The 23,717-nt window shown below is 37.6% G+C and carries 21 protein-coding genes; 8 read left to right on the top strand and 13 right to left on the bottom strand.

The window, feature by feature from the left end; translation table 11 throughout:
* Positions 1-148: 148 nt before the first annotated feature.
* The 4 genes from prfC (at position 149) to H4J70_RS06305 (ending at position 5,794) form a co-directional block, all read left to right on the top strand.
* Positions 149-1,732: a peptide chain release factor 3 gene (prfC, locus tag H4J70_RS06320; RefSeq protein WP_070376025.1), complete on the top strand. Its 1,584-nt coding sequence runs from the start codon at positions 149-151 to the stop codon at positions 1,730-1,732.
* A 164-nt stretch (positions 1,733-1,896) separates the two neighbouring features.
* Positions 1,897-3,651 (top strand): arginine--tRNA ligase, encoded by a 1,755-nt coding sequence (gene argS / locus H4J70_RS06315; RefSeq protein ID WP_182250779.1) that lies wholly within the window; start codon positions 1,897-1,899, stop codon positions 3,649-3,651.
* Positions 3,652-3,760: 109 nt separating this feature from the next.
* The gene (locus H4J70_RS06310) at positions 3,761-4,900 is read left to right on the top strand and encodes an HDOD domain-containing protein (RefSeq protein WP_182250778.1); all 1,140 of its coding nucleotides are present in this window, start codon (positions 3,761-3,763) and stop codon (positions 4,898-4,900) included.
* Between the two features lie 75 nt (positions 4,901-4,975).
* The gene (locus H4J70_RS06305; protein WP_182222707.1) at positions 4,976-5,794 is read left to right on the top strand and encodes a TatD family hydrolase; all 819 of its coding nucleotides are present in this window, start codon (positions 4,976-4,978) and stop codon (positions 5,792-5,794) included.
* Between the two features lie 34 nt (positions 5,795-5,828).
* Here the strand turns inward: H4J70_RS06305 and H4J70_RS06300 are convergent, their stop codons facing one another.
* The gene (locus H4J70_RS06300; protein ID WP_182217587.1) at positions 5,829-6,461 is read right to left on the bottom strand and encodes an AhpA/YtjB family protein; all 633 of its coding nucleotides are present in this window, start codon (positions 6,459-6,461) and stop codon (positions 5,829-5,831) included.
* A gap of 105 nt (positions 6,462-6,566) precedes the next feature.
* Here H4J70_RS06300 and serB point away from each other — a divergent pair, with 105 nt between their 5' ends.
* On the top strand, positions 6,567-7,625 hold the full coding sequence (gene serB, locus H4J70_RS06295; RefSeq protein WP_310740314.1) for a phosphoserine phosphatase SerB: 1,059 nt from the start codon (positions 6,567-6,569) through the stop codon (positions 7,623-7,625).
* Between the two features lie 6 nt (positions 7,626-7,631).
* On the opposite strand, the gene H4J70_RS06290 is transcribed toward serB, so the two are convergent.
* The 12 genes from H4J70_RS06290 to H4J70_RS06235 form a co-directional block, all read right to left on the bottom strand.
* On the bottom strand, positions 7,632-10,100 hold the full coding sequence (locus H4J70_RS06290; RefSeq protein WP_182222706.1) for a PilZ domain-containing protein: 2,469 nt from the start codon (positions 10,098-10,100) through the stop codon (positions 7,632-7,634).
* 476 nt (positions 10,101-10,576) lie between these two features.
* Positions 10,577-10,735: a hypothetical protein gene (locus tag H4J70_RS06285; protein ID WP_182222705.1), complete on the bottom strand. Its 159-nt coding sequence runs from the start codon at positions 10,733-10,735 to the stop codon at positions 10,577-10,579.
* Between the two features lie 396 nt (positions 10,736-11,131).
* Positions 11,132-11,353, bottom strand: a complete 222-nt coding sequence (gene nqrM / locus H4J70_RS06280) for a (Na+)-NQR maturation NqrM (protein WP_070376020.1) — start codon at positions 11,351-11,353, stop codon at positions 11,132-11,134.
* A 62-nt stretch (positions 11,354-11,415) separates the two neighbouring features.
* Positions 11,416-12,450, bottom strand: coding sequence for an FAD:protein FMN transferase (locus H4J70_RS06275; RefSeq protein ID WP_182222704.1), 1,035 nt, complete (start codon positions 12,448-12,450; stop codon positions 11,416-11,418).
* A gap of 231 nt (positions 12,451-12,681) precedes the next feature.
* The gene (nqrF, locus tag H4J70_RS06270; RefSeq protein WP_070376018.1) at positions 12,682-13,905 is read right to left on the bottom strand and encodes an NADH:ubiquinone reductase (Na(+)-transporting) subunit F; all 1,224 of its coding nucleotides are present in this window, start codon (positions 13,903-13,905) and stop codon (positions 12,682-12,684) included.
* 72 nt (positions 13,906-13,977) lie between these two features.
* Positions 13,978-14,601, bottom strand: coding sequence for an NADH:ubiquinone reductase (Na(+)-transporting) subunit E (gene nqrE, locus H4J70_RS06265; RefSeq protein WP_182175777.1), 624 nt, complete (start codon positions 14,599-14,601; stop codon positions 13,978-13,980).
* A 4-nt stretch (positions 14,602-14,605) separates the two neighbouring features.
* Positions 14,606-15,229, bottom strand: coding sequence for an NADH:ubiquinone reductase (Na(+)-transporting) subunit D (locus H4J70_RS06260; protein ID WP_146800034.1), 624 nt, complete (start codon positions 15,227-15,229; stop codon positions 14,606-14,608).
* Positions 15,229-16,011 carry a Na(+)-translocating NADH-quinone reductase subunit C gene (locus H4J70_RS06255; RefSeq protein ID WP_182217583.1) on the bottom strand — a complete coding sequence of 261 codons (783 nt, stop codon included), beginning with the start codon at positions 16,009-16,011 and terminating at the stop codon, positions 15,229-15,231. The genes H4J70_RS06260 and H4J70_RS06255 overlap by 1 nt, the downstream gene beginning before the upstream one ends.
* Complete coding sequence (locus H4J70_RS06250; RefSeq protein ID WP_182217581.1) at positions 16,004-17,215, bottom strand: NADH:ubiquinone reductase (Na(+)-transporting) subunit B; 1,212 nt, start codon at positions 17,213-17,215, stop codon at positions 16,004-16,006. Before H4J70_RS06250 ends, H4J70_RS06255 begins: the two co-directional genes overlap by 8 nt.
* A 2-nt stretch (positions 17,216-17,217) precedes the next feature.
* Complete coding sequence (locus H4J70_RS06245) at positions 17,218-18,555, bottom strand: Na(+)-translocating NADH-quinone reductase subunit A (protein ID WP_182217580.1); 1,338 nt, start codon at positions 18,553-18,555, stop codon at positions 17,218-17,220.
* A 387-nt stretch (positions 18,556-18,942) separates the two neighbouring features.
* On the bottom strand, positions 18,943-20,133 hold the full coding sequence (gene fabV, locus H4J70_RS06240) for an enoyl-ACP reductase FabV (protein WP_182217578.1): 1,191 nt from the start codon (positions 20,131-20,133) through the stop codon (positions 18,943-18,945).
* 587 nt (positions 20,134-20,720) lie between these two features.
* On the bottom strand, positions 20,721-21,044 hold the full coding sequence (locus H4J70_RS06235) for a BolA/IbaG family iron-sulfur metabolism protein (RefSeq protein WP_182217577.1): 324 nt from the start codon (positions 21,042-21,044) through the stop codon (positions 20,721-20,723).
* 253 nt (positions 21,045-21,297) lie between these two features.
* Here H4J70_RS06235 and H4J70_RS06230 point away from each other — a divergent pair, with 253 nt between their 5' ends.
* Genes H4J70_RS06230 through H4J70_RS06220 form a run of 3 tightly spaced genes read left to right on the top strand, consistent with a single transcriptional unit; the run spans position 21,298 to position 23,677 of the window.
* Positions 21,298-22,449: a methyltransferase gene (locus H4J70_RS06230; RefSeq protein WP_182222703.1), complete on the top strand. Its 1,152-nt coding sequence runs from the start codon at positions 21,298-21,300 to the stop codon at positions 22,447-22,449.
* A gap of 16 nt (positions 22,450-22,465) precedes the next feature.
* On the top strand, positions 22,466-23,062 hold the full coding sequence (locus tag H4J70_RS06225; protein ID WP_182217573.1) for a YajG family lipoprotein: 597 nt from the start codon (positions 22,466-22,468) through the stop codon (positions 23,060-23,062).
* 33 nt (positions 23,063-23,095) lie between these two features.
* Entirely contained in the window at positions 23,096-23,677 is a 582-nt protein-coding gene (locus H4J70_RS06220; protein ID WP_182217571.1) for a peptidylprolyl isomerase, read from the top strand.
* The last annotated feature ends 40 nt before the right edge of the window (positions 23,678-23,717 follow it).

The raw sequence follows: 23,717 nt of genomic DNA, 5'->3' as shown, positions 1-23,717 counted from the left end.
ATAATCATTTAAAGACAGTCCCCTAATGCGGCTATTTATATTTATGGTACAATGCGCGCAAAATTTAGGATTGTTCACATGTCCTTTCAGTATTTAAAAAAAGCATTTTATGTGCATCAGCATGTACACCAAAGAGAACTTTTAAAACATGACAACGCTACAGGCTAATGAAGTCAATCTAAGACGTACTTTCGCAATTATCTCTCATCCTGATGCGGGTAAAACCACCATCACTGAAAAAGTATTACTTTTTGGTCAGGCTTTACAACGAGCCGGCACGGTAAAAGGTAAAAAATCAGGCCAGCATGCAAAGTCTGACTGGATGGAAATGGAGAAAGAGCGTGGTATTTCTATCACGACCTCTGTAATGCAATTTCCTTATAACGGTTGTTTAGTTAATTTACTGGACACACCTGGTCACGAGGACTTTTCAGAAGATACCTACAGAACACTCACCGCGGTTGATTCATGCTTAATGGTTATCGACGTAGCTAAAGGTGTTGAGGCACGAACTGTTAAGTTAATGGAAGTAACGCGTTTACGTGATACGCCCATCATTACTTTTATGAATAAAATGGATCGTGATGTTCGTGACCCAATGGAAGTTATGGATGAAGTGGAAGATGTGCTGAAAATAAAATGTGCCCCTATTACTTGGCCGATTGGTATGGGTAAAGAATTTAAAGGTGTCTATAACATTTTAACTGACGAAATATTTTTATATAAGTCAGGACTTGGCCATATGATCCAAGAAGAAAGAATTATCAAAGGGCTTGATAACCCAGAGTTAGATAAGGTCATTGGAACTTATGCTGACGATTTACGTGAAGAATTAGAACTGGTTGCGGGTGCATCACATGAATTTAATTTGGAAGAGTTTTTAAAAGGTGAACTAACGCCAGTATTCTTTGGTACGGCTTTAGGTAATTTTGGTGTTGACCATATGCTTAATGGTTTAACTAAATGGGCACCAAAACCTTTACCTCGTTTAACTGATGTTAGAGAAGTAACCGCTCAAGAAGAAAAATTCACTGGCTTTGTTTTTAAAATTCAAGCGAACATGGATCCAAAACACCGTGACCGTATTGCTTTTATGCGTATTTGCTCAGGTAAATACGAAAAAGGCATGAAAATGCGTCAAGTACGTATTAACAAAGATGTAAAAATTGCCGATGCCGTAACGTTTATGGCTGGAGACCGTGCACATGTAGAAGAAGCATATGCCGGCGATATTATCGGTTTACATAACCACGGTAGTATTCAAATCGGTGATACCTTTACTTCAGGCGAAATGATGAAATTTAGTGGTATTCCAAACTTTGCCCCTGAAATGTTTCGTCGTATTCGTTTACGTGATCCATTAAAAGCTAAACAATTACAAAAAGGTTTAATACAACTTTCAGAAGAAGGTGCTGTGCAAGTATTCAGACCTTTCAACTCAAACGAGATGATAGTTGGCGCGGTCGGTGTATTGCAGTTTGAAGTCGTTGTACAACGTTTAAAAACTGAATATAAAGTTGACGCTATATACGAACCGATAAGTGTAGCAACTGCACGCTGGTGTACTTGTGATAATGAAAGAACACTAGAGCAATTTAGCAAAAAAGCTTATGACAATTTAGCACTAGATGGTGGTAATAACTTAACGTATATTGCTCCAACTATGGTGAATTTGAATTTGGCACAAGAGCGTCATCCTGACATTCAGTTCCACAAGACCCGAGAACACTAAGTTTTTCTGCGTAGTAGGTATTTTACCCGCGTTGTTCGATACTTTTTATTGGCTTATTTAGTAAACTAAACTCACCAATAAAAAGTAACAAACGCTTTGCTAAAATGCCATATACTTGCAAAAAATGAGCAAATAATTTCTATTAAAAGAAAACAGAGATCAAAATGAATATTAAGCAATTACTAAGTGAAAAAGTATCTGCGGCCATGGTTTTGGCTGGATTGCCTGAAGGCACTAACCCAGCGGTAAGCCTGTCAAGTCGCCCTAATTTTGGTGACTACCAAGCAAATGGTGTTATGGGTGCAGCTAAAAAACTGAAAATGAACCCACGCGAATTAGCGACCACCGTTGTTAACCACTTAGATTTAGCTGGTATTGCTGACCATATAGAATTAGCCGGACCGGGGTTTATTAATATTCATTTAGACAAATCATGGTTAGCCGCTCAACTCGCTAAAATGACTGATGATGAAAAATTAGGTGTAACCCAACGTGGTGCCACTGAAGAAGACAAAAAACAAACGGTTATTGTTGATTATTCAGCGCCAAACCTTGCCAAAGAAATGCATGTTGGCCACTTGCGTTCAACCATTATCGGTGATGCAGTAGTACGTGCATTAGAGTTTCGTGGTGACAAAGTCATCCGCCAGAATCACATGGGTGACTGGGGCACACAATTTGGCATGTTATTGGCGCACTTAAGCGACAAACTCAATGCCAACGAAGTTGCTGAAACTGCACTTTCTGATTTAGAAAACTTTTACCGCGAAGCGAAAGTACGTTTTGATAACGAAGAAGGCTTTGCTGACCGTGCTCGTAATTATGTGGTAAAACTGCAAGGTGGCGACAAAGATTGCTTAGTCTTATGGAAATTATTCATTGATATATCTATTGCCCACAGTGAAGATATTTATCAAAAACTTAATGTTACTTTAACCCGCGACGATATCATGGGCGAAAGTGCGTATAACGAAGATTTACCCAAGGTTGTTGATGAATTAATGACTAAGGGTATTGCTGAAGTTAGCGAAGGCGCAAAAGTGGTTTTCATTAATGAAATGGCGAATAAAGACGGTGATGCCCCCGTTTTTATCATCCAAAAAACCGGTGGTGGCTATTTATATGCGACCACAGATTTATCTGCTTGTCGCTACCGTAGCAATGAACTAAAAGCTGACCGTATCATTATTTTTACCGATGCCCGTCAAAGCTTACATTTTAAACAAGTAGAAATTGTAGCGCGTAAAGCAGGGTTACTGCCAGAACATGTTGGTTATGATCACTGCCCGTTTGGTATGATGATGGGTGACGATGGTAAGCCATTTAAAACAAGAACTGGCGGTACTATAAAATTAGCAGAATTACTTGATGAAGCCATTGTTCGTGCAAAAGCGGTCATTAAAGAAAAAAATCCAGATTATCCTGAAGATAAGCTAAATGAAATTGCAGTAAAAGTAGGTATTGGTGCGGTTAAATTTGCTGATTTATCTAAGAATAGAACCAGCGACTATATTTTTAACTGGAAAACCATGTTGAGTTTTGAAGGCGCTACGGCTCCTTACTTGCAGTATGCTTATTCACGTGTTCAAAGTATTTTCAGCAAGGCAAAAATTGAACAAGTAAACTTTAGCGCTGATATCACCATTATTGAACCACAAGAAAAAGCCTTAGCGTTAAAATTACTCCAGCTTGAAGAAGTGCTAGATGCGGTCATTAGCGAATCTATGCCTAACCTATTGTGTAATTATTTATATGAGTTAGCGAGTTTATACATGAGCTTCTACGAGGCTTGCCCTATTCTCAAAGAGGGTATTGACCAAGATGTAAAACAGTCTCGCTTAGCACTTTGTTTAAGTATCTCGAAAACCTTAAAACAAGGCTTAGATATTCTTGGCATTGACGTTATGGAACGCATGTAGTCTGCATAAAAGCACATATGGCATTAGCCCTTGTTTACTCAAGGGTCAATGCCAAAAAATTGAAATAGTTTCAGCATAGAGCAAGTATTAAGGTAGGAAGTGTCAATAAATGAAAGTGCTAATCGTTGATAGTACAGACCAAAAACTCTTGCCATTAAAGCAGGCATTTTATAATGGTCCTTGCCAAACCGCTTATGTTGATAACGGCAAACATGCCCTGAAAGCCTTAAAGAAATATAAATTTGACGCTATTATTAGCGTATTGGATTTAGGACAAATAAGTGGCTTAGATCTTCTTAAAGCCATAGCACTTAAACATCCTGCTATGATACGAATAGCAATTACTAATGATAACATCGCACAGAGCCAGCTTAATGGTCAAGCCGCTAATAATTGCCATTACACTTACGCACTGCCGCTTAACGTTGAAAATATTCATCAAACCATCACAGCCCTTGGCGATGATAATAAAGCGATCACCAAAGATCATATTATCAAGGCAGTTGCCAAAGTTAAAACATTACCAAGCCCACCCAAAGTCTATTTACAACTCAATGCAATTTTAGAAGAAAGTAATACCGATTCAGGAAAAATATCAGAGATAATTTCTCAAGACCCAGCATTAGCCGCTAAAGTATTGCAGTTTTCCAATAGTTCCTTTATGAAGCAAGGCAAGCCAATCAACGACATTAGCGAAGCAATAACACGTATGGGACTAGAAACACTCTGCTGTATTGTTATGACGGCTGAACTTTTTTCTTATGAACCCGACATTGCTGACTTTTCATTGATCAAAGAACAACTACACTGTTTATCAACGGCCCGCTTGGCCGCTTCAATGGTGAAAGTAGAACTTAAGCGAGATGCTCTACTTGCGGGTTTATTGCACGACATTGGTAAAATTGTACTATTTGAGATGGACCCAACACTTACAAAAACATATTTTCAATATCGGCTTAAAAATGCCAACAATAATGCCTTAGAGCAAAAAATATTTGGCACAGATCATAACCATGTTGGTGGCTATCTCCTGCACCTGTGGAGCTTTTCTTATCATTTAATTGAGGCGGTAGTTATGCATCATCAGCCGGAGAAGCTCTTAAAAAAATCATTTGGTATCGCACAAGCCGTTTATCTAGCCGATATATTATTAAGAGAGCAACAACCCGAGCCAAAATTTATCGAGCATTTTAAATTAGAAAATGTGCTTGGCGCTTTGGAAAAAAGAGCAGCAAAGCTAAGGCAGTAATCACCAAGCTAAACTTTAGATAAGCTATAATTTCACACATCCATTATTTACACTTCAAGTAAAGCCGATTAATTTATGAAATTTACCGATAGCCACTGTCATTTAGATTTCAAAGCTTTTACCCATAAAGGTAGTGCTTCAACAAATTTACTGCTTGAGCAATGTGCAAAGGAAAGTATTCATCAAATTATTGTTCCTGCGGTTAGACCAGATAACTGGCAAAATGTTTTAGCCTTAGCCCATCATAATAAAAACCAACCTTTGAGTGATTGCAATGTTTTTGCCTGCTTAGGTATTCATCCTTGGTTTTTAGAGGGATTAGCGCAAAAAAATCTCGATGACTTAGCGCAAAAAATATTAGAGAATAAAACGCAAATAATTGCAATTGGCGAAGCTGGGCTTGATGGCGTTATCGCAAAGCAGCAAGATAATATTAACCAACAAATGTTATTTTTTGAATTCCAACTTAACCTTGCACAACAGCATCAACTGCCGATTATTGTTCATCACCGGCGCACGCACAACGAAACGATCACACTATTAAAACAAATAAAAGTTTCCCGAGGAGGTATTATTCATGCTTTTTCAGGAAGCTACCAGCAGGCTTGCCAATATATAGATTTGGGATTTAAGTTAGGCATCGGTGGCACAATCACCTACCCTAGAGCGGAGAAAACAATAAAAGCCATTAAGCGCTTACCTTTGAGTAGCCTAGTATTAGAAACAGATGCACCTTCGATGCCGCTAAATGGTTTTCAAGGCGAAGATAACTCACCTCTGCGTGTTATTGATGTTTTTGAAAGATTAGCCGAATTGCGCCAAGAGAGCAAAGAAGAAATAGCCGAAAAAATTGAAGATAATATTTCAACCCTCTTTCAGTTGGCTCAGCGATGAAACGGATTAACTAGCTCCATCAAATGATGCCTACTTAAGTCAGCCTTTTATCTTTATCGACTAATCTAAACCCCTGACGACTAAACCGGTTGAGACCTCTGGTAAGCAGAAAGCCAACGACGCCAGCGATTATCATCATTAAACGTAACAGCGTAAACTGTTGATCATTATTTTTTAATAACTTAGTGGTTAAATAGTTTTTGTCTAGGGTTAAGCGAACGTAGCCAATTAATCTTTCTTTACGGATTTCACTAACGAAAGGCACGGCGAATTCACTCTTATTTAATTTATATTCAGACAGCCCAAAAAGAGCTTTGACGCTTTTTGCATTTTGACTGCTAATAATTAATTGCCCTGATAAATCATAGAGATGAATTTCTTTTATTACCTCAGCCAGTTGCAATTCATCAACGTAGTTTTGCAGTAATTGTCGACTCTCTTTCGTGTTAACCTCGGTGATTAATACAGATAAACCTGCTGAAGCTTGTTGCAAATACTGCTGACCAACATCATAAAAATGTTGATCGATAGTTTGCTTATTTTGTGTCTGGCTGTATATCCATAGATTCATTAGCACGACAATAAAGACAATCGCTATAGCTAATTGCATAATTTTATTATAAATGGATGATAATTTAGGGTATAAAGGCTGTTCTATTTGTGTCATAAGCACTACAAATGTATAAAATTTATCATTACGTTCATTTTTATACTATAGCATTATTCATTGAAAATAATCGCTAAAACTAACATTCACATAAAAGGCGGTACTGTGTCCATTGCTATTAAACGTTTTTCCCTTGAGCATATTCAACAACTTACTTTGGCTGAGTTTATTTCTTCAACAACATCAGAAAAATGTTTGCCTTGCTTTACCACTTTCGAAGGTAGTGACTGGTGCGTTGATCTGCGCCTTACCCAACAACAAGGTGGTCAAACGTGTTTAGCCGAAAAGATACACGCTAAAACAGCCTTAGAGCTTGTAGTTTTCAGTGAAATTAGTCTTAGTATGCTCAGTAATTTAATCAGTCAATGCCAACTATCAATTTGGGCGGTAAATGCTATCAATCTAAGGAATAATCTTACTAGCTATCGCTTTAGCGTTACTTGTGCAAACTTAAAAACTGCAAGAGAAAGCTTAGTCAACTTTACCCTCAGCAATAAAATCGAAGCCGCACTGATTGAAAACGCGCCAAAATTATCAGAACCAGGTATTTTGGTTATGGATATGGACTCCACGACCATAGAGATTGAATGTATCGATGAGATCGCAATACTTGCCGGTGTTGGAGAACAAGTGGCAGCCGTTACTGAACTTGCTATGCTTGGTGAACTTGATTTCGCACAAAGCTTGCATCAACGGGTCGCCACCTTAAAAGGTTCCTCAGAAAACATTTTGGCTGAGGTTGCTAAGAATATCCCGTTAATGGCTGGTTTAGAGATACTTGTTAGTACATTAAAATCCCATGGTTGGAAAGTTGCGATTGCCTCAGGTGGCTTTACTTACTTTGCCGATCACTTAAAAGGTTTACTGGAACTTGATGCCGCCCACGCTAATACCTTAGAAATTATTGATGGCAAGTTAACGGGTAAAGTTTTAGGAGATGTTGTTGATGCACAAGCAAAAGCAGATTGTTTAGTCGCTTTACAAAAGAAATATCACTTAGCTAAGGAGCAAACCGTCGCTATGGGTGATGGTGCCAATGATTTAGTCATGATGGCCGCTGCACATTTGGGCGTAGCATTTCATGCTAAGCCACTAGTTTTAGCAAAGGCAGACACTGCCATTAATGCCGATGGTCTTGATTGTCTTTTACATTGGCTTGCGTAGGACCCTTTAAATAACGTTACTTAATAGCTCATGACGAACTAAAGTTTCTTGAGTAATATCAAGAAACTGCATAACCCCAGCAACACTCCAAATATCTTGCTCTATTTGTTTACCACGGTGAATAGCATAGGAACTTATGTAGCTTAATTCTGGATTAAGATGGTCCATATCGGGGTCATCTGTTCGAGATAATCTAACCTGTACGCAAAAGAATAAACCACGATTTAATGCCCGCGATATAAACATTCGCTGCAACATCGGCGACTCTAATTCGCTTGATGTTTTGGTCGTAACCGCTTGATCAATGATTTCATTATCTAAATTTACAGCAATATATAATGTTTCAAGCACCGGAGTATCATCGGTTTGCATTTTCTTCAATGGTAAGGTTAAGGTACTAGTTGCTTGTAAATTATTGAGTAATGGGTATAGATTATACTGTGATGGCGAATCACTTAACTGTTTCATAACCGGCAATAACTTATCTTTAACAGTACCACAAACGATAGCTTCTAACTTATAGCGACTGCCACTGGTTTGTACCATTAATGTCGGAATAGTTAAACTTCTACTGTAAATATTTCTCAATGCCTTAGCAAGGCCAGGTATCATTAAGGCATATTCATCTGGCGTTAACTTATCACGATTTTTTGTAATTAATGCTTTAAAGAATGCTCTTCCCATGTGTTGATGCTTTTCAACATAAACCCGTAAGTTAAGTATGTTTTTCTTTTTATTAACTCGCATAACTTCATAAGGCAAACCTTTTAAATCAAAGGCAGAGGTAATTTTTTGCAAGCCAGGAAAAGTTAAATAGACAACGTCTCCTTTGTTTAATACCGAAGGTTTATCAAGTTCTAGTTTTAAACCTAAAATGGAAAAATCATGCGATTTACCTGAGCAACGAACACCTGCAATTTCAAGTTCAACAGGAGTAACATATTTAAATCTTGACTCTTGTCGTTGATTTTTATAATTAATGCCTACTTCATCCATCAATAGCGGTAATGTAAGTCGTTTATGACCAAAGTTTTTTAACCGAATTGTATCAATGTTTTCAAATGATAGTTGTTGATACTGCCTAGTTGATGCTGGGTTGGTTACATCACTAGCGACCACGATACTTTGCAGATTATGAAGGGTTTCTATTGCATCACTAGGGATAGGGAGATTTAAGTATTCATTCTTTTTTGTTAGCGTATTCGATAACGTTAACGGCGAATGCGCTTTATCATTATCAACGTCCATAATCGATAGTTGAGTAATAGCAAAGCTCGGCTTTGACGCAGCAAATCCTAAAAATTGTACCTTAAAATCACTATCATTATTTAATTGCTCCACATCTGCCGTATAAAAAAATGATTTACCTTGGCTTTTGTGCACGAAACTATAGACTAATAATGACTTACCTAAAGCATGGGCTTTTCTCATTCTGAGCAAGCGTTCAGGTGTTATCAGACAGTATAAGGTTGAGTGGCGATTTTCATCTTGCCAATATTGAAAAGTGGCTTGGTTATTATGACAGGTGAGCGCGTATCTAGGTAAAAGATCGCCTTTGTTATCTTCTACAAAAATCGGTAATTCATTTAATTTAGGTAAACTATATTGCTCAAAGCTACGTGATTGAATAGCATGAATAGTATTGTCTAGGTTAACTTTATAACGGCGTTTATTGCCTTGGATGAAGCCCTGAAGAAAAGTTTGAAAACCGTCAACGCGTTTATCTTTCGAGTAAACTCTCTGACAGCCAATTAACTGAGTTTTCTCAATTTTTTGTATGTTTTTAACTTCAAAATGAAAACTTTTTTCTTTACCAAATTGAAATTCGTCTTCGAGACCTCGAAACCGAATACTTATATGTTGTCCAACCGTAATTGTATTTTTGAAATTAAAGCGAAACTTACACCCTTCAACACTGATATCTGAACTCGTACACTCGTATTCATTTTTATCGTTTTCAAGCAGTATGTCTAAGGTAATAGCGAAATTCATTCGCTCTTCACTACGATTATGATACGGACCAAAAGTAAACAAACTTGCTGGGTACTGCGTTTTTTCAAAGGTCTTACTGGCTTTAGTCGTCTCAACTTGTACCGGTTTACCCATGTTACTTTTTTCTTTTTGATATATAACCCGAAAGTTATTTTCAGTGTTCATTACTGCTTCGTAAACACCAAAAGTATATCCCTGATAAAAACCTATATTTTCTTGATAAACTTTAATCGCAATATCATCAAGATAGTGAACGCGTCCATCATGCTCAAAAGATCGACATTCACCATCAACATGACCACGCAAATCGATTAGACGCGTACATGGAACAGCTAAACGCTTGAGCTCCATTTTAAGCAAAAAGCGCTCTGTTTTGGGGATATGTTGAGTCATCGCAGAAAAATTTGTTTCAAAATCGTTCTTTAAAACCTTCCCACGAAACTGTTCAATTATCTTTTGGTACTTTAAAAAATCTGTAGTCATATCTGCTTTAATTTCTTTTAGTAACACTTGTGATATGCAATGAATTGAAAGAAATAATCATTTACTTTCTATGTAGTAAATCTACTATAAATTAATTTGTAATGAAATAACATCAGTAAGAAATATCATTAAAAATAATGTGTTATCTAGATAATAGCTTATATAAAAATAATAAAGCAAAAATTATGCCCAGTAAGGGAAGTGGTCATAAAAAAATAAACTAACATCTATAAGTATAGTTAGTAGGATCCAGTGTATACGCGGGCTTGAACAGTAAATCAACGATGTAGGATACAAGAATAGAGGTGAATTTAATTTGGCTAGGTAAGCCGAACACAATAACAATTTTCCGTATTTATCACAAAAAATCGGCAAGAATTAAAAAGTACAAACATTTGACACTATCGCGCCTAGTAAGAGAAGACGATTTTTATCTAAGTCGCCTAATTCTATCCTATGATGATTAAGCGATGGTATTAAACAGTTCGCTGTAAATTTCTAATAACAATAACGCGCATAGACACATCTGCGGACTTCAATGATTTACCACTTTTCAACAATCTTGCACTTAGTGTTACACCCATCATAATCGCGACTAAGTAATAACTAAGCACTTCTTTAAGACGTTTACACATGCTAGCTATCACCTAAATTACGCAGTGATTTAACCTATATAGTAATGCTTATCTAAGTTTATAGTTGAGTACTGCAAAAGCGCTCATCACCCCGGGTAACAATGACTTAGAAGATGAATATTCAGGTAAGCTTTGTCGATACTTGTAGTCGTTTATTAACTGCGCATACCTGCAAGTATGCTGTCGAGCTTGTTAATCATATAATTTTTAATCGTAGGCGAAATGTAGCATTGGAGGGGATGGTAATTCTTATTATGAATAAGTTAAGTGTGGCTTAGCAAGTTATTGGTGTTGTAAATTAATAACCAATTTTATTAAAATCATTAGTGTTAAACAGTATCCACAGTTAGCAGATACTGATTATGTTTCTCAAGCTAAAATAAAAGTGTTACTCAGCTAGATAATTTTAATATCAATCATTTGCTCTTTAGCCGCAGCAATACGTTCGCGCTCTTGGCGTTTCTCACAAGGGTTATCGCAATTACACGACTTATCAATACCCACTGTTGCTAATCCGCCGCAACTGCCTGCTAACGACTTTTGTTGAAAGATATAGCCAACCGACATAGCAACAACAACTACAAGGAAAAAACCTAAAGTGATCATAAATATCATCATAAACTAACCTACTTATTTTCTTTATCTATTAAGATGAATAAACAGTAACTCGCTTTAACCAGTTACTTTAAATACTGCATGAATTTTACCGTGCTTTGCTCAACAAAGCCATGCTCTGTCTTAGCAATAATGTAAGCAGCTATACCATTTTTCTCTGCAAAGTCGATGGCTTTTACTTCACCCATAACCATCATCGCGGTAGACAGACCGTCTGCGGTCATAGAAGACGGATGAATGACCGTTACTGAGACTAACTTATGATTGATGGGTTTGCCCGTCGCTGGATCAATAATATGTGAAAAACGTTGACCATCTTTGGCTTGGTGATAATTACGGTAATCGCCTGATGTTGCCACTGCATTGTCTTTTGGAATGATCACTTGATAAACAGAGCGATGCTCACCACTTGCATCCTGAATAGGCTTCTCTATCGCGACATGCCAAAGTTCACCGGTGTGTTTAAAACCTTTTAAACGCATTTCTCCACCAATTTCTATTAGGTAATTATTAATGCCTTTTTCTTCTAAATATTCTGCGACTAAATCGACCCCATAACCTTTGGCAATGGTTGATAAATCAACATAAAGGCTAGGCGTTTTTTTAGAAAGTTTATTCCCGTCTAACACCAGCTTTGACAAACCTATTTGTTGGCGCGCTAACAGTAAATCCTCCGCCGTTGGTATAGTATTTGGCCGATATTCTGGGCCAAATCCCCAAAGGTTGACTAAAGGCCCGACAGTAATATCAAGATTGCCTTCACTTAATTGCCCCAAGCGAATCGCTTCTTTAATAACGCGTTGTAAACCAACAGATATTGCAACAGGCGTAAGTGATGTCGATGTGTTAAATCGTGATAATTCAGAGTCAACGATATAGGTCGACATTTCTTGATTTAATTGCACCAATAGTGCATCAATGCCTGTGTGGACTTGTTTAGTATCAATCGCATTATTCTCGATGACCACTTTAATATTATACGTAGTCCCCATAGTACGACCTTGCAACAAGACTTCTTGCTTACTTAAATCACTACTTGGAAAGCAACCGGCAAAAAACACCAGCATAAAACTGATCATCAATACTTTTACTTTAATCATTTTGATACCTATAAATTTATTATTTAGGTAAAACGTCTAGGGAAAACGTCTTATATAAATAATAAAAGACGACCAAAGTCGTCTTTTATTTGAAGCTTTCATTCATTGAGTAAATGTTTAATTTAAACGCTGTATATTGCCTTTAGTTCGAGAAGGCTGCGCGGAGTTGACGTTAGTCAATGAGCACAGCAGCCGACGAAATAAAGCCAATAGGCAAGTTAAAATAAACGATTAGCCGCCGAAGTCATCTAGCATGATGTTCTCGTCTTCTACGCCTAAATCTTTAAGCATATGAATAACGGCAGCATTCATCATTGGAGGACCACACATGTAGTACTCACAATCTTCTGGTGCTTCATGATCTTTTAAGTAGTTTTCATAAAGTACATTATGAATAAAACCTGTCATGCCTTCCCAGTTATCTTCAGCTTGTGGGTCTGATAACGCAACATGCCATTTGAAGTTATCATTATCAGCGGCTAAACCATTGTAATCATCTTCATAGAACATTTCACGTTTAGAGCGAGCGCCATACCAGAACGACATTTTACGTTTAGATTGTAAACGTTTAAGTTGATCAAAGATGTGCGAACGCATTGGCGCCATACCAGCACCACCACCGATAAACACCATTTCATTATCTGTTTCTTTAGCAAAAAACTCACCAAACGGACCAGAAATAGTGACTTTATCGCCAGGCTTAAGGCTAAATATATATGATGACATTTTACCTGCTGGTAAATGTAAACGTCCTGGAGGAGGCGTAGCAATACGCACGTTAAGCATAATAATGCCTTCTTCCTCTGGATAATTAGCCATTGAGTAAGCACGTAACGTTGGTTCATTAACTTTTGATTCAACATCAAAAAAGCCAAAATGGTTCCAATCGCCTTTGTACTGATCATCAATATCAAAATCACTATATTTCACATGATGAGCTGGAGCTTCTATCTGTATATAACCACCGGCTTTAAACGGAACAGATTCCCCATTGGGTATTTGAAGTTTAAGTTCTTTAATGAAAGTTGCTTGGTTATCATTAGAGATAACTTCACATTCCCATTGTTGAACACCGAAGATTTCATCTTCTACTTCAATAACCATGTCTTGCTTAACAGCAACCTGACAGGCTAAACGACAACCTGTTTTAGCTTCACGCTTAGTGATATGACCCGTTTCAGTTGGTAAAATATCGCCACCACCTGAATGCACGTCAACACGACATTGACCACAAGTACCACCACCACCACAAGCAGAAGGAATAAAAATCCCTTGATCTGCTAAAGCGCCAAGAAGCTTGCCACCAGCAGCGGTTACTACTGATTTATTTGGGTCACCATTTATACTAATTGTTACGTCACCTGAAGAGACTAACTTAGATTTAGCAAACAAAATAACTAAAACTAATGCTAGCACTATCGCGGTAAACATCGATATGCCGAGAATGATTTCCATCGACTTTTCCTTAAATTATCTAGGGCCTAAGTTCAAATTATTTTGGTAATAAGTGACTTAGACCGATATTTTTTAAAGTGAAATACCACCAAAAGAAAGAAAGCCAAAAGCCATCAATCCAGCGGAGATAAACGTGATACCTAAACCTTTCAAACCGTCTGGTACGTCAGAATATTTCATCTTTTCACGTATGGCAGCCAATAGCACAATAGCTAACATCCAACCAACACCAGAGCCAATGCCGTAAACAACACTTTCACCCAAAGTTAAGTTTTTCGCTACCATGAAAGAAACCGCACCAAAAATTGCACAGTTAACAGTGATTAAAGGTAAAAATATACCTAAGGCTTGATACAAAGCAGGAAAATATTTATCTAAAATCATTTCCAAAATTTGTACTAAAGCAGCAATAACACCGATAAAGGTAATAAATGATAAAAAGCTTAAATCAATTGAATCTTTCTGTTCAGTAATTCCCATCATGCTGTCTAAAGCACCTGGCGCTAAAATAGCTTGATAAATAATTTGGTTAGCTGGAACAGCTAAACCTAATACCACCACAACCGCAACACCTAGACCAATGGCTGTACTTACTTTCTTAGACACAGCTAAGAAAGTACACATACCCAAGAAGAAGCTTAACGCCATATTCTCAATAAATATGGTTTTAATAAAAATACTTAAATAATGTTCCATGGGGCTAATCCTTCTCTACTTGTTCTGGTTTCCACTGGCGTACAGCCCAGATGATTAAACCAATAATGAAGAATGAACTAAATGGTAAGACTAATAAGCCATTACCTTGGTACCAACCATCGTTTTGAACTAATTTAAACACTTCAATACCAAAGATCTCACCAAAACCAAATAATTCACGGAAAAAAGCAACAATCATCAAAACTGCGCCGTAACCTAAACCGTTACCAATACCATCTAAAAAGCTAACACCCGGCTTTTCTTTCATAGCAAAGGCTTCTGCACGGCCCATTACAATACAGTTAGTAATGATCAAACCAATGAAAACTGACAACTCTTTCGACAACTGATAAGAGAAGGCTTTTAATACTTGGTCAACCACAATTACTAATGACGCTATAATCGCCATTTGCACAATAATACGCACACTTGATGGAATATGATTACGCACAAGTGAGATAAAAAAGTTAGAAAAGCCAGTAACTAGCATTACCGCTATGGTCATAACCAAAGCGTTTGCCATTGAACTGGTTACCGCTAGAGCAGAACAAACACCTAGTACCTGTAAAGCGATAGGGTTGTTATCTACAATAGGTCCAAATAGTACTTTTTTAGTATCTGAAGACATTAGTTCATCTCTCCTTCGCTAGCAACACTGCGGTATTTAGTAATAAAAGGTCCATAACCTTGCTCACCTAACCAAAAATGTAAGGTGTTTTGCACGCCATTACTGGTTAATGTAGCGCCTGACAATGCGTCAACGCCGTGAACATCACCGGCTTTAGCACCACCTTTAATCACTTTAATAGCCACTTCATCGCTATCATTGTAAATTTTCTTACCTGGCCATAAAGCTTTCCACTTAGGGTTAAGTACTTCAGCGCCTAAACCCGGAGTTTCCTTTAAGTCAGAATAAATAAGACTACGAACGGTATTTAAATCTGGCGCTAAACCAATATAACCGTACATTAAGTCCCACAGCCCTGAACCAACAATAGGTAAAACTAAAGTATTTAGCTGACCTTGCTCGTTATTAACTAAGTAAACAACAGCGCGGTTAGCACGGCGATTAATACCTGCGGTATCGTTAGTAAGCTTTGAGCTTTTAGCAGCATCACGAGCGTCTGCACGTTCGTCAAATATATCGGTGTTACCTTCAATAATTTTCCCTGAATCTAGGTCAATCATTTTAGCAACAACATACTTGTTGTAAGTACCAACAATATCAGTACCTGCTTTTTCTAATAAGCCGGAAGCTTCAAGAATTTTAGTTTGCTTATCAAGTAGTTTATTAGCTTGTTGTAACGGTTTTAAGCTAATCGCAGCAACAGAGACTAACGCAGCACAAACCAGACAAACTAAAAACACAAAGCCGATTGTTTTAATTGGAGTTTCTTTATTACTAGACATTACGAGCGAGCCTCCGTTTGATATTCCCTTGAACAACAAAATAGTCGAAAAGAGGGGCGAATAAATTAGCGAATAAAATAGCTAACATAATTCCTTCAGGGTATGCCGGGTTAACTACACGTATGAGTACAACCATTACACCAACTAATGCACCAAACCAGTATTTACCCGTATTAGTAAAAGACATAGTGACAGGGTCAGTAGCCATAAACATCATACCAAAAGCAAAACCACCGGTGACTAAATGCCAGTACCATGGCATAGCAAACATTGCGTTAGTATCGCTACCAATACTGTTAAACAGTAATGAAGTGAACACCATTCCGGCGAAAACACTTAAAACAATACGCCACGAAGCAATACCTTTATACAGAATGTATGCACCACCTAGGAAAATAGCAGCTGTTGATACTTCACCCATAGAACCTGGGATAAAGCCCAAGAATGCATTCCACCAGTTAGTATTGATTGCAAAATCAACCGATCCTGGAATGGCTGCTGCTGCTGCACTTAATGGTGTCGCACCTGAGTAACCATCAATAGCAACCCAAACAGCATCACCTGATAATTCACCTGGATAAGCAAAAAACAGAAATGCACGACCCGCTAGCGCAGGGTTCAAGAAGTTTTTACCTGTACCACCAAAGATTTCTTTAGCAATAACAATACCGAAAGTAATACCAATAGCAACTTGCCATAATGGAATTGTTGCAGGTAAGATCAAGGCAAACAAGATTGAACTAACAAAGAAACCTTCGTTAACTTCATGCTTGCGTACTGAAGCAAAGAGAACTTCCCAAAAGCCACCAACAATAAAGGTAGTCGCATAAATAGGTAAGAAGAACATTGCTCCATAAAGCATCATACCGAAGACACTCGAGTCAGCAGATAAGCTACCTCCAAGGAATTCGAACAAGCCTACTTGCCAAGTATCAGGTAAAGCATAACCAGCAGCTAAGGCATCAGCTGCTTGAAAACCAATGTTGTACATACCAAAAAACATAGCAGGAAAAACAGCTAACCATACCGTTATCATGATGCGTTTTAAGTCAATACTGTCACGAACGTGAGTAGCACCTTTGTTCACTTGACCAGGAGTAAATAAACCGGTGGCTACAGCTTCATACAAAGCGTACCACGTTTCTAGCTTACCGCCTTTTTCAAATTGCGGTTCAATATCTTCAATAAACTTTTTCAAGCCCATGTCTAACCTTCCTTCTCTATTGTGGTTAGGCATTCACGAAGAATAACGCCGTAATCTGTTTTGCCAGGGCAAACAAATGTACACAAGGCTAAATCTTCTTCATCAAGCTCTAAAGCACCAAGTTGCTGCGCGCTGTCGGTATCACCGGCACATAAATCACGCAATAACATTGTTGGGAGAATATCTAATGGCATCACACGTTCAAAGTTACCAATTGGCACCATGGCACGAGGACTACCGTTAGTTGTTGTGGTCATATTGAATAATTTCTTTGGGAAGAAATGAGACATATATGCACGTGTTACCGAGAATTTATTAGGTCCAGGATACATGTAACCAATAAACTCTTTCTCGCGACCTTCTAAAATCAACGAAATTTGCACATGGTAGCGACCTAAATAAGCGTGAACACCTTTTGCTTTTGCTCCTGAAAGTAAAGAGCCCGATATAATACGTAATTCACCGTCGGCAAATTCACCAGCGATTAATTCGTCAGTATTTGCACCTAAAATAGTACGCACTAAACGAGGGTTCTTAGCAGCAGGACCAGCAAGTGAAATAATACGGGTGTTATTTAACTCACCAGTAGTAAATAACTGTCCAAAAGCAATCACGTCTTGATAGCCTAAGTTCCATGAAGACTTCTCTGCACTAACCGGCTTTAAAAAGTGCATGTGTGTGCCAACTAAACCAGCAGGATGTTTTCCTGCAAATTCGTTAACTTGCACATTAGCTTCGACGGGAATATTAGCACCCGGCGCTTTACTAACAAACACTTCACCACTCGTTAAACGAGTAAGTATTGTTAAGCCATTTTTAAAGGCTTCACTTTGTTCATTAATAATCACTTCAGGGTTAGCGGCTAGCGGATTAGTATCCATTGCACTAACAAAAATGGCGGTTGGCGTTGAATCAACGGCAGGAACTTTACTAAATGGACGTGTACGCAATGCTGTCCACAAACCTGAATTAACAAGGTTATCAACAACATCTTGACGTTTTATTGAGTTAAGTTCATTCGCTGTGTATGAAGGAAATGTAATTTGCTCATCGCCGTCAATTTTAATAACGACTGATTGCAAAACACGTTTTTCACCACGGTTGATTTCTTTAACAACACCGGCAGCATGAGCTGTGAATTTAACGCCAGGGTTCTTTTTATCTTCAAAAAGAATCTGACCTTTTTTAACACGATCATCCACTTTAACAAACATGGTTGGTCGCATACCCACAAACTCTTCACCTAATGCTGCAACGGTTTTGATGGCGTTGCCATCATGGATTACCTGCTGGGGAGAACCAACGACAGGAACATCCAGACCTTTTTTTATTGTAATCATAAACACATGCACTACTTTTGATGGGAGTATCAAAACCAATCATCTACTTACCTAAACAAACTATTTTACGATGACTTGTAATCAATATTATTTAGGTAAAGCAAATTATCGATTTCAGTGTATTTCAGTAAGTACTTCTTTCTTGGCAACAAAGGAAGTTGCTTTAGAATAAAAAAGACCCACTGGCTCTAAGTTAAAATTTCTAGCGCGATTTTAACACAAAAACTCTAAGGCTATCTACGATCTCAGTTACTTAAATTACAAATTAGTTGAATATTATTGATTTCGCTCATTTATCAGCCAAAAATTTTGTCAGACCTAAAAAAACCGACATTTTATGTCGGCTTTTTATTATTGATGCTAATCGTAAATAATGAAAGTTAATCGTTATAAAAGATGCTTAATTTCTGCCATTGTATCGACATCAGCTTCGTAATCAACACCTGCAACACTAAAGCCAAATAACTTTAAAAACTCTTGATGATAGCCAACATAGTCAGTTAACTCATCAATATTATCAGAATCAACGGTATTCCAAATGTCTGTCACGCGTTTTTGAACGCTATCTTCAAGCTCTTTATGATTTTGACGGTAACGATTTTTATCATCTAAGCGAGGTGTTTCACTGTAGATGTTATCAACAAATAGGTTCTGAATTTGTTCGATACACCCTTCATAAGTGCCATCTGCCTTCATCACCTTAAACATTGCTGAAATATAAAGTGGCATGATAGGTATTGCTGAACTCGCCTGCGTAACGACCGCATTTAATGAGGTAACATGGGCTTCGCCCTTAAGGTTAGCAGTAGCTTTGTTAATTGCCGATGCAGCACGGTCTAAATCTTCTTTCGCTTTACCTATGGTCGCTTTTCCGTATATTGGCCAAGTTAATTCTTTACCAATATAGGTATAAGCTACTGATTTAAATCCTTCTGAAAGAACGCCAGCCTCATTCAATGCCTTAATCCATAGTTCCCAGTCAGCGCCTCCCATTACATCAATGGTACCTTGTATCTCAGCTTCATTTGCTGCTTCAACAGAAATTTCATCAATAACACGCTTTGAGGTATTTAGGTTTTTAGTGGTTACACTTTGACCAATAGGTTTAAGCGTCGATGAATAAACTTCACCGGTATCTGGATCAGTTCGACGAGGCGAAGCAAGTGAGTAAACGATTAGATCAATTTCACCTAATTCAGCTTTAATTGTTTCAATAGCCTTTGCTTTAATTTCATGTGAAAACGCATCACCATTAATATTTTTAGACCAAAGCCCCTCTTGTTCAGCAGCCTTTTGAAACGCCGAAGTATTGTACCAACCTGCACTTGCTGTTTTCTTTTCAGTGGGCGGTTTCTCAAAGAAAATACCTAATGTTTTAGCATTATTACCAAATGCGGCGGTTATACGTGACGATAAGCCATAACCAGTAGATGAACCAATAACCAAAACATTTTTTGGCTTGGCATTAGCCTGTTGATGAGATTTTACATAAGAAATCTGCTCATTGACATGAGCTTCACAGCCCGCTGGGTGTGCATTTGTACAAATAAAACCACGAATTTTAGGTTTAATAACCATAAGAAGACCTTTTAATTAATACTATTTTTATCGCCAAACGACTCGGCAATTTAGTAATTATTCAATATTTATTGCGACATAAATTTAAAAATTGTCGCATAGTTTACGCTACTAAAAAGAATACGAGGTATGACCAGTAAACATTTACCTCAAAATAAAGGATTAAAGCCGCTAGCTATTTTAATAAAAAACATCTGCCTAAACCCGGCCATCAGCTTTTAACGTATAAACAGCGCCTAACATAATGACCCTAGCATGGAAGTACAATGCAAAATATTGTACCGCATCCCACCAACATTAAAGTTAAATCGCAACACCACAATGAGCAAAGTAAATCACACCATCAGTCATAATAATCCTGAAATGATTGTTTCGGGTTATCGGTGACCCATCAATAACCTTGTTAGCTAAATTAACCCATTAAGTAACATAGCTGTTGCCAAATATTATTCATTTTACATAGATAATGATAAGAGTAAATAACAGGTATTTCACGAAAAGTGAATACAATTATGAGGGTAGAATAAATTAGGGATAAAATCGCGAATCATGGTTAGCTAGCGTTTTACCCCATTTATTAGCAAAAGTTACGCTGTTTTTTTACCACCGCCTAAGCATTTAGGCGACAAAGGGGTATTATCTGCATAATACTTGTCCCACTCATCTTTAGTATAAGTATGAAGCGCTAACGCATGTATTTTTTCGGCAAGCTCTGTTGAAAGCAACGAATTAATGGCTCGGTGACGTTTAATTAAGCGCTCTCCGATAAAGTCGTCGGTAACAATAATCACTTTAAAATGAGATTCACTGCCCGGTGCAACATTATGCTGATGGCTTTCATTAATAACATCGAGATGTATTGGAGAAAATGCGGAAAGAAGTTTTTGTTCTATTACAGCTTCAATGGTCATTATTAAATCCCTGATGTGTTTTTCTGTAGTGGAGTAATTTTAGTTTGTTACAGACAATATGCCATCAGTCTGGATGGCTATAGTCGTTTCATTGGCATTAATGGCGAGTAAACAGTTGCCATTATTGATAAAAAAAAATTCATTTATTTATAAAATAGTTTTTAAGCGCTCGAGGCAACTATCACTGGCTCAATTCCCTATATTTTGTCACAATAGCTGACATTCTTCTAGGTGAAAATCGAACCTCTTTATTATGATCAGCCCTTTTATTGTTAACGCAGATGGCGTTTATGACAAGAACCTTTTTTTAGATCGCTACCCCGTTGGTCAAGTTAACCGTGCACTAGTTGCTTGGGATTCAGCCGACGAGTATTTAATTAATTATGTTAATGAGCAAAGTTTAGCGGATAGCCAGCACAACTTACTAATTTTCAATGATAGCTTTGGCGCTATTACCGCTAACTTTACTCAGTCAAATGTGACTACGGTTTCCGATTCTTGGATAAGCCACCAAGGGTTAAGATATAATATTGAGCAAAACGGTTTGTCGCTTGACAATATTAGCCAAATAACGAGTTTGGATGACCTACCCGATAATATTACCGTGGTGTTGTACAAGATACCTAAAAGTAAGTCATTAATGATCGATCAACTTTTATCGATTAAAGCTAAATATAATCAAGAGCTTATTTTTATTGCTAGCGATAAAGCCAAAGATATCCATAGCTCGACGTTAAAATTATTTGAAAAATATTTAGGGACAACAAAAACGTCTTTAGCGGTAAAGAAAGCACGTTTAGTATTCTCTCAACTTGATAACAAGCAAGTTTTATCTTCACCTTTTCCAACAGTTTGGCCGTTAGAAGATAGCGCTTTTATTATCAGTAATCATTCAGGGGTTTATGCTCGTGAAAAACTTGATATTGGTGCTCGCCACTTTATTAAGCACCTTCCTGAAGTCAAAGCAGGTAGTCGTGTTATTGACTTAGGCTGCGGCAATGGTGTGATTGGTTTAGCCGTACTGGCAGAGCAACCCCAGGCATTAGTTACTTTTGTTGATGAATCTTATATGGCTGTTGATTCTGCTAAGACTAATATCAGTAAAAACTTACCAGAGCAACTCGAACAGTGTCAGTTCATGATAAATGACTGCTTAGCCGATATGGAGCCTAATAGTGTTGATTTGATTTTGTGTAACCCTCCTTTTCACCAGCAAAATGCAACCACAGACCATATCGCTTGGCAGATGTTTCGCGATAGCCATAGAGCATTAAAGAACGGTGGTGAGTTACGCATTATTGGTAATCGGCAACTCGGATACCATATTAAACTTAAACGACTTTTTGGTAATGAAAAACTCATTGCCAGCAATGATAAATTTGTCACGCTTTCATCAATAAAATAATGGAGTTAATCAGATCATGAAAAATATATTCATTAACAATAAAATTAAAACATTAGCCGCAACAACTTTACTGCTTGTACTGACGGCTTGTGCCAACAAACCCACTTACGTGGTTATTGCTCCAGATTTAAGCATAAATAATGGTGCATCTAGCCAAAGTGCTTATCAAAATAAACAAGCGAGTTTAACGGTCACTGATTTGCGAAGTGCCCAGCATGTTGTGCAAGTATTAAGAAAAGATGAAGCAGCAGAGGTTTATTCTAGTCAGCAACCATTAAACCGTATTGTTGAGGAAGCGTTAGCCGCTGAATTTAAAAAACAGGGCTTAGACATTAACGCTCAAGCGGGTAATGCAATTGAAATAATTATTGATAATGGCTTGAGCAGCGTGCAACAAGAAATGATGAAATATCAAGTTAACAATGAACTTGTGATCCGCGTAACTGTAAACAATGGCTCACAAACGTTGAGCAACACCTTTAAAGTTCGCGGAACTAGTGAAGGCCCATTGGGCGCAGATATTGCGGTATTAGAGCGAGACTTTAGTCAACAACTTACTCAGTTATTATCTCAAGTTATTAATAACATTGAAATTCAGCGTTTTATAAAGTAATTTTTAACAGCTCCTTTAAAAGAAGAAATGATAATGAAAGGTTTATTTTTTTTACTTATATTTTTATCTGGCACTCTATCAGCGAATAATATTGCCATTGATCCTAATAACTTATTTCCAAAAGTGAAATTAGAAACATCAAAAGGAGTCATCATTGTTGAATTAGACCGCATTCGTGCGCCATTAACTGTTGATAATTTTTTAATGTATGTGGTTAAAGGTGAATACAACAATACGATTTTTCATCGTATTGTCTCAGACTTTATCGTACAAGGCGGTGGCTATGATGAGGACTTCAATTTTAAAAAAGTCACTGGAAATATTGTTAATGAATCAGGTAATGGTTTAAAAAATGAACGTGGCACTATTGCTATGGCAAAAGAAAATCGCCCACATACCGCAAATCGTCAATTCTTTTTTAATATGGCTGACAATAAAAGTTTAGATCCAGGCCGTCGCTGGGGATATACCGTATTCGGCGCCATTATTGAAGGTCAGGCAGTTGTTGATGCTATGAATTTAGCTAAAACACACTATAGCGATGCGATGGGCTGGGACGATGTGCCCGTAGAACCTATTACCTTAATTAAAGCCACTTTATTACCAGAAGAATAAATTTATCCAATAAAATTTCAGCTGTAAATTATAGTCAGGA

The sequence above is a fragment of the Colwellia sp. BRX8-9 genome (assembly GCF_014077245.1).
Lineage (GTDB): Bacteria > Pseudomonadota > Gammaproteobacteria > Enterobacterales > Alteromonadaceae > Colwellia_A.
This window is presented reverse-complemented; position numbering and strand designations above follow the sequence as displayed.

What these genes read in the sequence shown, in the direction of transcription:
- prfC (WP_070376025.1), top strand. Translation starts at nt 149, where the DNA reads ATGACAACGCTACAGGCTAATGAAGTCAATCTAAGACGTACTTTCGCA.
- argS (WP_182250779.1), top strand. Translation starts at nt 1,897, where the DNA reads ATGAATATTAAGCAATTACTAAGTGAAAAAGTATCTGCGGCCATGGTT.
- H4J70_RS06310 (WP_182250778.1), top strand. Translation starts at nt 3,761, where the DNA reads ATGAAAGTGCTAATCGTTGATAGTACAGACCAAAAACTCTTGCCATTA.
- H4J70_RS06305 (WP_182222707.1), top strand. Translation starts at nt 4,976, where the DNA reads ATGAAATTTACCGATAGCCACTGTCATTTAGATTTCAAAGCTTTTACC.
- H4J70_RS06300 (WP_182217587.1), bottom strand. Translation starts at nt 6,461, where the DNA reads ATGACACAAATAGAACAGCCTTTATACCCTAAATTATCATCCATTTAT.
- H4J70_RS06290 (WP_182222706.1), bottom strand. Translation starts at nt 10,100, where the DNA reads ATGACTACAGATTTTTTAAAGTACCAAAAGATAATTGAACAGTTTCGT.
- H4J70_RS06285 (WP_182222705.1), bottom strand. Translation starts at nt 10,735, where the DNA reads ATGTGTAAACGTCTTAAAGAAGTGCTTAGTTATTACTTAGTCGCGATT.
- nqrM (WP_070376020.1), bottom strand. Translation starts at nt 11,353, where the DNA reads ATGATGATATTTATGATCACTTTAGGTTTTTTCCTTGTAGTTGTTGTT.
- H4J70_RS06275 (WP_182222704.1), bottom strand. Translation starts at nt 12,450, where the DNA reads ATGATTAAAGTAAAAGTATTGATGATCAGTTTTATGCTGGTGTTTTTT.
- nqrF (WP_070376018.1), bottom strand. Translation starts at nt 13,905, where the DNA reads ATGGAAATCATTCTCGGCATATCGATGTTTACCGCGATAGTGCTAGCA.
- nqrE (WP_182175777.1), bottom strand. Translation starts at nt 14,601, where the DNA reads ATGGAACATTATTTAAGTATTTTTATTAAAACCATATTTATTGAGAAT.
- H4J70_RS06260 (WP_146800034.1), bottom strand. Translation starts at nt 15,229, where the DNA reads ATGTCTTCAGATACTAAAAAAGTACTATTTGGACCTATTGTAGATAAC.
- H4J70_RS06255 (WP_182217583.1), bottom strand. Translation starts at nt 16,011, where the DNA reads ATGTCTAGTAATAAAGAAACTCCAATTAAAACAATCGGCTTTGTGTTT.
- H4J70_RS06250 (WP_182217581.1), bottom strand. Translation starts at nt 17,215, where the DNA reads ATGGGCTTGAAAAAGTTTATTGAAGATATTGAACCGCAATTTGAAAAA.
- H4J70_RS06245 (WP_182217580.1), bottom strand. Translation starts at nt 18,555, where the DNA reads ATGATTACAATAAAAAAAGGTCTGGATGTTCCTGTCGTTGGTTCTCCC.
- fabV (WP_182217578.1), bottom strand. Translation starts at nt 20,133, where the DNA reads ATGGTTATTAAACCTAAAATTCGTGGTTTTATTTGTACAAATGCACAC.
- H4J70_RS06235 (WP_182217577.1), bottom strand. Translation starts at nt 21,044, where the DNA reads ATGACCATTGAAGCTGTAATAGAACAAAAACTTCTTTCCGCATTTTCT.
- H4J70_RS06230 (WP_182222703.1), top strand. Translation starts at nt 21,298, where the DNA reads ATGATCAGCCCTTTTATTGTTAACGCAGATGGCGTTTATGACAAGAAC.
- H4J70_RS06225 (WP_182217573.1), top strand. Translation starts at nt 22,466, where the DNA reads ATGAAAAATATATTCATTAACAATAAAATTAAAACATTAGCCGCAACA.
- H4J70_RS06220 (WP_182217571.1), top strand. Translation starts at nt 23,096, where the DNA reads ATGAAAGGTTTATTTTTTTTACTTATATTTTTATCTGGCACTCTATCA.